The following is a 974-nucleotide window of genomic DNA, read 5'->3' on the forward strand; positions in this document are numbered from 1 at the left end:
CGCGCCTTGCCGCTCCCTCTGCTGACCATCGCTTTGAGGGTCTGTTCCTGTTCACCACTCAACTGCACCACGTACCGAAGAGGTCGGCTCATCCTTAACTATTACAAATTCTAGAACGCTGCACTAGTTACTACAACGCCCCACAGTGCTACGCATGATCAGAGGAAATTGACCGCGCATCTGCATGACCAGTGCTGAGCGGGGACAACCCAGTGGTCCGCTCACCCTTTCTGTGGTGCGACCCGTCCTCCTGTCGATGGGATGATAGGCCCCCTTATTGAAACGGCAGAAGCGATGCGACAAAATAAGGTGTGCGCGATTTCGAGGATGGCCGGACCTATTCACGCTGGTTGCGAGGAACGGTGGTCGAAGATGTGCAGAAGGGCATGCCGATCCACCAGGTGGCGCAGTATTGGGGCGTGCACCGTAACACTGTGCGGCGTTACGTGCAACAGGATGCAGCGGGCACATTGTATTTCGTCGGCCAGCCAACAGGCCGGCCACGTAAATTGGCACCTGAGCTTGAGCTGCAGGTATTGGCCCAGTTCGACGCTGATCCTGTCGCCTCACTCCGCGAGCACGCGCGTCGCCTGACCGAAGAGACGGGTGTGGAAATCTCGTACCGAACGATCGGCCGGATTCTAAAGCGGCACGAAATGACGTACCAACGAGGTAGAGGGTGGACGCGCCCTGCCCCTGACCAGACGTCGACGCCAGAAAAATAAACACAGGTCATTGCCTGGTACCGACGGAGTTCAGCCCTTTCATATGGCTGAGCCGAATGACAGATGCGAGTAGGGTCAACGTCACCACGGGCATGCCCGTGCGCCCAAAGCTGTTCGCCAAACCTAGTGCAGCGTTCTAGAATTTGTAATAGTTAAGGATGAGCCGACCTCTTCGGTACGTGGTGCAGTTGAGTGGTGAACAGGAACAGACCCTCAAAGCGATGGTCAGCAGAGGGAGCGGCAAGGCGC

The 974-nt window shown here is 57.1% G+C and carries 1 protein-coding gene; it reads left to right on the top strand.

Going from position 1 to position 974, the window contains the following annotated elements; all coding sequences use genetic code 11:
- Nucleotides 1-311: 311 nt before the first annotated feature.
- Nucleotides 312-725 carry a helix-turn-helix domain-containing protein gene (locus C8263_RS18730; RefSeq protein WP_146160800.1) on the top strand — a complete coding sequence of 138 codons (414 nt, stop codon included), beginning with the start codon at nucleotides 312-314 and terminating at the stop codon, nucleotides 723-725.
- Nucleotides 726-974: the final 249 nt, after the last annotated feature.

Origin of the sequence: Deinococcus arcticus (genome assembly GCF_003028415.1) — a bacterium.
Classification (GTDB): domain Bacteria; phylum Deinococcota; class Deinococci; order Deinococcales; family Deinococcaceae; genus Deinococcus; species Deinococcus arcticus.